Genomic DNA, 7,024 nt, shown 5'->3' with positions numbered 1-7,024 from the left:
GGGGCGCTCTGCCTCACCGTGCTCGGCGGCCTGACGGCGGCTCAGCTGACCGGCGACGACACGCAGCCGGCCCGCCGGACCACCGCAGCGCAGAGCACGCCGGCCGGCTTCGGGGCGTGGGAGACGGCGCCCGTCCGGCGCGGCGGCATGCCGCAGTGCTCGTACCGGCAGGAGCGGCTGCTGTGCGCGCTGCGCGGACGGGTCGTGGCCCTGGACCCGGCCGACGGCCGCACCCTGTGGCGGCACGACCTGCCCCGGACGCCCCGCAGTGAACCCCCGGCAGTGGCGGGCGGGCTCGTCCACCCCTCCCTCGACCGCATCGGTGACCTGGAGGCGCTGGACCCGGCCACCGGCCGGCGGGCGTGGCACCGGGACGCTCCCGCGTACGAGGGGGTGCGGGCGGCCGGGGACATGCTCCTGCTGACCCGCGCCGACGGGACGGTGACGGGCGTGGACGGTGCCACGGGCCGCACCGCGTGGTCACGCCGTGTGCCGGGACAGGCCGTCCCGTACTTCTCGTCGTTCGCGGGAGAGGCCGACGAGCCGTCGGCGTACGCGACGAGCCCGTCCGCGGACGGGCGCGGGACCCGGATCACCGCGGTGGATCCGGCGACGGGTGACGTGCGGTGGGACGCGGAGCTCGCCGGCTCGCTGACGCCCGTGGGCGCCGCGGACGGGTCGGTGTACCTGCTCGTCGGGGGCGCGGTCGACGGCGACGCGACGGGCGTGGTCCGCTACACGCCCGGCAGCGCGGACAAGAACAGCCGCCGGGTGACGCTGACCGTGCCGGTCGGGCAGGCGGAGGCCGGGGTGCACGGGGACACCGTGTACCTGATGGGCGGGGGCGGTTCCCTGGTGGCCGTCGACATGGCGGCGGGGAAGGAGCTGTGGCGGCTGGAGACGGGGGTGAGCCGGGGCTCCCGGCCCGTCGCCGACGGACGCCATGTGTACGTGACGGCGCCCGACGGGCGGCTGCTGGGCGTCGACGCCCGCACCGGGAAGCTGCTCGGGCAGACCCGGCCGCGGCTCGGCGACGACTCCGACCGGGTCCCCGCCGCACTGCCCGAGCCGGTGCTCGCGGGCGGTCACGTCTACGCCGGCGCACCCGACGGGACTGTGTTCGGTGTACCGGGGAGCGACCCGGCCGCCTGGTGACCTGACCGAAGGGCCGCTCCCGCGGTGTGCGGAAGCGGCCCTGTGGCGGTCGGCTCGCTCGCCGGGCCCCTGGCGGGCCCGGTGACGGTCAGCCCAGCTTGCTCACGTCGCGGACGGCGCCCTTGTCGGCGCTGGTGGCCATCGCCGCGTACGCCTTCAGCGCCGCCGAGACCTTGCGGTCGCGGTTCTTCGGGGCGTACGTGCCGTTCAGCGCCTGCTCGCGGCGGGCCAGCTCGGCGTCGTCCACGAGCAGCTCGATCGAGCGGGCGGGGATGTCGATGCGGATCCGGTCGCCGTCCTCGACCAGGGCGATCGTGCCGCCCGAGGCGGCCTCCGGGGAGGCGTGGCCGATGGACAGGCCGGAGGTGCCGCCCGAGAAGCGGCCGTCGGTGATCAGCGCGCAGGTCTTCCCGAGGCCGCGGCCCTTGAGGTACGAGGTCGGGTAGAGCATCTCCTGCATGCCGGGGCCGCCCTTGGGGCCCTCGTAGCGGATGACGACGACGTCGCCCTCCTCGACCTGCTGGGTGAGGATCTTCTGGACGGCCTCCTCCTGCGACTCGCAGACGACCGCCGGGCCCTCGAAGGTCCAGATGGACTCGTCGACGCCGGCCGTCTTGACGACGCAGCCGTCCACGGCGAGGTTGCCGCGCAGGACGGCGAGGCCGCCGTCCTTGGAGTAGGCGTGCTCGACGGAGCGGATGCAGCCGCCCTCGGCGTCCACGTCCAGGGAGTCCCAGCGCTCGGACTGGGAGAAGGCCTCGGCGGAGCGCTTGCAGCCGGGGGCCGCGTGCCAGAGTTCCACGGCCTCGGCGGACGGGGAACCGGCACGGACGTCCCAGGTCTTCAGCCAGTCGGCCAGGGACGGGCTGTGGACGGAGTGGACGTCCTCGTTGAGCAGGCCCGCGCGGTGCAGTTCGCCGAGGAGGGCCGGGATGCCACCCGCCCGGTGCACGTCCTCCATGTAGTACGTGCGGTCCCCCGCGACGTTGGGCGCGACCTTCGCCAGGCAGGGGACGCGGCGCGAGAGGGCGTCCATCTCGGTGAGGCCGTAGGCGACCTCCGCCTCCTGGGCGGCGGCCAGCAGGTGCAGGATCGTGTTGGTGGAGCCGCCCATCGCGATGTCGAGCGCCATGGCGTTCTCGAAGGCCGCGGGGGTGGCGATGCTGCGGGGCAGGACCGAGTCGTCGTCCTGCTCGTAGTAGCGGCGGGTGAGGTCCAGGACCGTCTCGGCCGCGCGGACGTACAGGTCCTTGCGGGCGGTGTGGGTGGCGAGGACCGAGCCGTTGCCCGGCAGGGACAGGCCGATGGCCTCGGTCAGGCAGTTCATCGAGTTGGCGGTGAACATGCCCGAACAGGAACCGCAGGTGGGGCAGGCGTTCTCCTCGATGCGGAGGATGTCCTCGTCGGAGATCTTGTCGTTGACCGCTTCCGACATCGCGTCGACCAGGTCGAGCGTGCGGACCGTGCCGTCGACGAGCGTGGCCCGGCCGGACTCCATCGGGCCGCCGGAGACGAAGACCGTGGGGATGTTCAGGCGCAGGGCCGCGTTGAGCATGCCCGGGGTGATCTTGTCGCAGTTGGAGATGCAGATCAGGGCGTCGGCGCAGTGGGCCTCGACCATGTACTCGACGCTGTCCGCGATCAGGTCCCGGGAGGGCAGGGAGTACAGCATGCCGCCGTGGCCCATGGCGATGCCGTCGTCGACGGCGATGGTGTTGAACTCGCGCGGGATGCCGCCCGCCGCGACGACCGCCTCGCTGACGATCCGGCCGACCGGGGCGAGGTGGGTGTGGCCGGGGACGAACTCCGTGAAGCTGTTGGCGACGGCGATGATCGGCTTGCGGCCGATGTCCGCGCCCGGTACACCGGAGGCCCGCATGAGGGCGCGGGCGCCCGCCATGTTGCGGCCGTGGGTGACTGTGCGGGACCTCAGCTCGGGCATCGTCGCTCGCTCCTTCAGGACCTTCTCGGGTGCCGGGGGGTTCCGGAGTCAGAGAATGCTGACTTCCGTCGAGCGTACGCCGGTCATCCAGGGTTCGGGACGAGGTGTCCGATATGCGAGACCGGTGTCTCAGTGCGCCGGCACCGGTCCGCGGCGGTGCCCCGGGGCCGGTCCGGCCGTCAGGGGCCGGTGAGGTGCCCCTGGACGACGGGGGCGACCCGGCGGACGATCTGCTCGGGGTCCGCCGACGCCAGCGGCTCCACCTTGATCACGTAGCGGATCATCGCGATGCCCACCAGCTGCGCGGCGGCCAGCTCGGCGCGCAGTTCGGCGTCCGGCAGGTCCAGCTGGCCCGCGATCCGGCGCAGGAGCTGGGTGGAGACCAGGCGGCGGAAGACGGCGGCGGCGGTCTCGTTGTTCACGGCGGAGCGGACGATCGCGAGCAGCGGGGTCCGGGTCACCGGGTTCTCCCACAGGCCGAGGATCATGCGGGTCATCTTCTCGCCGACCTCGTCGAGCGGACCGTCGAGCACGCTGTCCCGGGCCATGAGGGCGGGCGCGAAGGCGACCTCGACGGCCGCCTCGAACACCTGCTCCTTGGTGCCGAAGTAGTGGTGGACGAGCGCGGAGTCCACACCGGCCGCCTTGGCGATCCCGCGGACGGAGGTCTTCTCGTACCCGCGTTCGGAGAACTCCTCGCGGGCGGCGCGGAGGATCCGGTCACGGGTGCCCACGGACTCCGTGCGCGGCGGCCGGCCGCGACGCCGTACGGTGCCGTCGCGCGACTCGGACGCCCCTCGGCCGCCGGGGGCGGCGAGACCGTTCACGGCCGCGGCACCCGGAGCGCGGGCGAGGCGGGGGACGACGCGGCGAGGTGGCGGCGGGTGAACTCCAGCGCCTCCGCCAGGTCGGCCTCCCGCTCGGCGCCGGACATCGCGCGCCGGGTGTTGACCTCGATGACGACATGGCCGTCGAAGCCGGTCAGCGCGAGGCGCTCCAGCACCTCGGCGCACGGCTGGTTGCCGCGGCCGGGCACCAGGTGCTCGTCCTTGGCCGAGCCCCGGCCGTCGGCCAGGTGGACGTGGCCCAGGCGGTCGCCCATGCGGTCGAGCATGCCGAGCGCGTCGGCGCGGGCGGTCGAGGCGTGACTGAGGTCGATGGTGAAGTGCCGGTAGTCGTCGCGGGTGACGTCCCAGTCGGGCGCGTAGGCGAGCATCTCGCGGTCGCGGTAGCGCCAGGGGTACATGTTCTCCACGGCGAACCGCACGTCCGTCTCGTCGGCCATGCGCCAGATCCCCTCGACGAAGTCGCGGGCGTACTGCCGCTGCCAGCGGAACGGGGGATGGACGACGACGGTGTCGGCACCGAGCCGCTCTGCGGCGGACCGGGCCCGCTGGAGCTTGGTCCACGGGTCGGTCGACCAGACCCGCTGCGTGATGAGCAGGCACGGGGCGTGCACGGCCAGGACGGGCACGCGGTGATAGTCGCTGAGCCTGCGCAGGGCCTCGATGTCCTGGCTGACGGGGTCGGTCCACACCATGACCTCGACACCGTCGTAACCGAGCCGCGCGGCGATCTCGAAGGCCGTCGCCGTCGACTCCGGGTACACGGAGGCCGTCGACAGTGCGACCTTCGCAGCCGGGACGCGCACCGTTGGATCTGCCACGAGGGACAGGGTACGGGGTGCGGTTGGGCAGGCGGGGGGCCTGCCTTCGCCGTTGTGGTGTTTGCCATAGGCACGTGCGGCCGCGACGGCGCCCGGCGCTCGGCCCCGCTCCCCGCCGCTCCGCCCTGCCCGGCCCCTCGCGCCCGCCGGCCCCCTCAGGCCCGCCGGACGCCGCCGTCCATGTGGTCCAGGCGGCGCAGGATCACGCCCTCGCGCAGGGCCCACGGGCAGACCTCCAGCCGTTCCACGCCGAACAGGTCCATCGACGCCTCCGCGACCAGCGCCCCGGCCAGCAGCTGGCCCGCGCGCCCCTCGGAGACGCCGGGGAGTTCGGCGCGTTCCTCCTCCGTCATGGCGGCGAGCCGGGGCACCCAGCTCTCCAGGGACTGCCGCTTCAGCTCCCGCTGCACGTAGAGGCCCTCGGCGGAGGCGGGGGCGCCCCCGATGCGGGCGAGCTGCTTGAACGTCTTGGAGGTGGCCACGACGTGGTCGGGGCGGCCGAACCGGCTGAACTCGCCGACGGTACGCGCGATCTCGGTGCGCACGTGGCGGCGCAGCGCGCGCACCTCGTCCGCGTCGGGCGGGTCCCCGGGGAGCCAGGCGGCCGTGAGGCGGCCGGCGCCCAGCGGCAGCGACACCGCGGCATCCGGCTCCTCGTCCATGCCGTAGGCGATCTCCAGGGATCCCCCGCCGATGTCGATGACCAGGAGCTTCCCGGCGGACCAGCCGAACCAGCGGCGCGCGGCGAGGAAGGTGAGCCGCGCCTCCTCCTCGCCGCTGAGCACCTGGAGTTCCACGTCCGTCTCGGCACGCACCCGGGCGAGCACGTCGTCGGCGTTGCCCGCGTCGCGCACCGCGGAGGTAGCGAAGGGGAGCAGTTCCTCGACGCCTTTGTCCTCGGCCGCGTCCAGCGCCTCCCGGATCACCGAGACCAGTCTGTCCATCCCCTGGGGGCCGATCGCCCCGTCGCCGTCGAGGAGCTGGGCCAGTCGGAGTTCGGCCTTGTGGGAGTGGGCGGGCAGCGGGCAGGCGCCGGGGTGCGCGTCCACCACCAGCAGGTGCACCGTGTTCGACCCCACGTCGAGGACACCAAGTCTCATGTACGGAACGCTACTGCCCGCGGCGCGCCGTGTTGCCCGGTCCGCCGGATACGGGCCGGTCCCGGTCGACTCCGCGGGCGGCATACCCTGGACCCGTGCCAAAGACGAAAAAGGCGAAGGACAAGAAGTCGGACAAGAAGGCCAGGAAGGTCGAACCGGTCGAGACGTCCGCGCGGGCGGACGCGGCGGAGGAATCTCCGGCGGATCACCGGGCGGCCGACGAGCAGGGTCTGGACTTCGCGCGCGCGTGGGTGGAGTTCCCTGATCCGGCGGACGACGAGCAGGTCTTCCGCTGCGACCTGACATGGCTGACTTCTCGCTGGAACTGCATCTTCGGCAGCGGCTGCCAGGGCATCCAGGCCGGCCGCGCGGACGACGGGTGCTGCTCCCTGGGTGCCCATTTCTCGGACGAGGACGACGAGAAGCGCGTCGCCGAGCATGTGGCGAGGCTCACTCCGGACATCTGGCAGCACCACGAGGAGGGCACCCGGCGCGGGTGGGTCTCCCAGGACGAGGACGGCGAGCGCCAGACCCGCCCGTTCCAGGGGTCGTGCATCTTCCAGAACCGGCCGGGCTTCTCCGGCGGCATGGGCTGCTCGCTGCACATCCTCGCCGTCAAGGAGGGCCGCGAACCGCTGGAGACCAAGCCGGACGTGTGCTGGCAGCTGCCGATCCGGCGCACCTACGACTGGATCGACCGGCCCGACGACACGCGCGTGCTCCAGGTGTCGATCGGGGAGTACGACCGCCGCGGCTGGGGTCCTGGCGGCCACGACCTGCACTGGTGGTGCACGTCGGCGACGTCGGCGCACGGCGCGGGCGAGCCGGTCTACGTCTCCTACCGGGCGGAGCTGACCGAGCTGATGGGCAAGGCCGGTTACGACCGGCTGGCCGAGCTGTGCGAGGCACGGCTGGCGTCGCAGCTGCCGCTGCTGGCGCCGCACCCGGCGGACCCCGCCTGACGCGGCCGTGACCGCCTCCGGGGAGGCGGCCTACGACGTGGACGGGCTCGGGTCCCCGCTGCCGCCCGGGCCCGGGGGCGAGGAGTCCGCCGGTGCGGTGGGCGCGGGGTCGTCCGGCGACGGCTCCGGATCGGTGGTCGGCGGCGGGCCGCTCGGCGTGGGCTCGGTGGGTGTCGTCGGCGTGGGGTCCGGCTCGGTG

General features: G+C 73.7%; 6 protein-coding genes and 1 pseudogene. 3 read left to right on the top strand and 4 right to left on the bottom strand.

The genetic code is table 11. The features are described from left to right. On the top strand, positions 1–1,155 hold a 1,155-nt coding region (locus tag G3I53_RS31320), incomplete at its 5' end, for a PQQ-binding-like beta-propeller repeat protein (protein WP_164439008.1). Between the two features lie 88 nt (positions 1,156–1,243). Here the strand turns inward: G3I53_RS31320 and ilvD are convergent. From ilvD to G3I53_RS31300, 4 genes are all read right to left on the bottom strand, one after another. Beyond that, a complete protein-coding gene (gene ilvD / locus G3I53_RS31315) occupies positions 1,244–3,097 on the bottom strand; it encodes a dihydroxy-acid dehydratase (protein WP_164337956.1) in 1,854 nt (617 codons plus the stop codon). Between the two features lie 179 nt (positions 3,098–3,276). Then, positions 3,277–3,924: a TetR family transcriptional regulator gene (locus tag G3I53_RS31310; RefSeq protein ID WP_164337955.1), complete on the bottom strand. Its 648-nt coding sequence runs from the start codon at positions 3,922–3,924 to the stop codon at positions 3,277–3,279. Continuing rightward, positions 3,921–4,763 carry a sugar phosphate isomerase/epimerase gene (locus tag G3I53_RS31305; protein ID WP_164337954.1) on the bottom strand — a complete coding sequence of 281 codons (843 nt, stop codon included), beginning with the start codon at positions 4,761–4,763 and terminating at the stop codon, positions 3,921–3,923. The genes G3I53_RS31310 and G3I53_RS31305 overlap by 4 nt, the downstream gene beginning before the upstream one ends. Positions 4,764–4,918: 155 nt before the next feature. After that, a complete protein-coding gene (locus G3I53_RS31300) occupies positions 4,919–5,863 on the bottom strand; it encodes a Ppx/GppA phosphatase family protein (RefSeq protein WP_164333578.1) in 945 nt (314 codons plus the stop codon). 95 nt (positions 5,864–5,958) lie between these two features. On the opposite strand from G3I53_RS31300, the gene G3I53_RS31295 reads away from it, so the two are divergent. Both G3I53_RS31295 and G3I53_RS31290 read left to right on the top strand, forming a co-directional pair. Then, complete coding sequence (locus G3I53_RS31295) at positions 5,959–6,825, top strand: hypothetical protein (protein ID WP_164333579.1); 867 nt, start codon at positions 5,959–5,961, stop codon at positions 6,823–6,825. Positions 6,826–6,832: 7 nt separating this feature from the next. Next, a pseudogene (locus G3I53_RS31290) lies at positions 6,833–7,024 on the top strand (hypothetical protein); the annotation flags it as partial.

The sequence above is a fragment of the Streptomyces sp. SID14436 genome, from assembly GCF_010548465.1.
Taxonomy (GTDB): domain Bacteria; phylum Actinomycetota; class Actinomycetes; order Streptomycetales; family Streptomycetaceae; genus Streptomyces.
The sequence above is the reverse complement of the archived record's forward strand: the minus strand, read 5'-3'. Positions and strand labels throughout refer to the sequence as shown.

Excerpts from the sequence above, each read along its gene's own strand:
- G3I53_RS31300 (WP_164333578.1), bottom strand. The coding sequence starts at position 5,863 with ATGAGACTTGGTGTCCTCGACGTGGGGTCGAACACGGTGCACCTGCTG.
- ilvD (WP_164337956.1), bottom strand. The coding sequence starts at position 3,097 with ATGCCCGAGCTGAGGTCCCGCACAGTCACCCACGGCCGCAACATGGCG.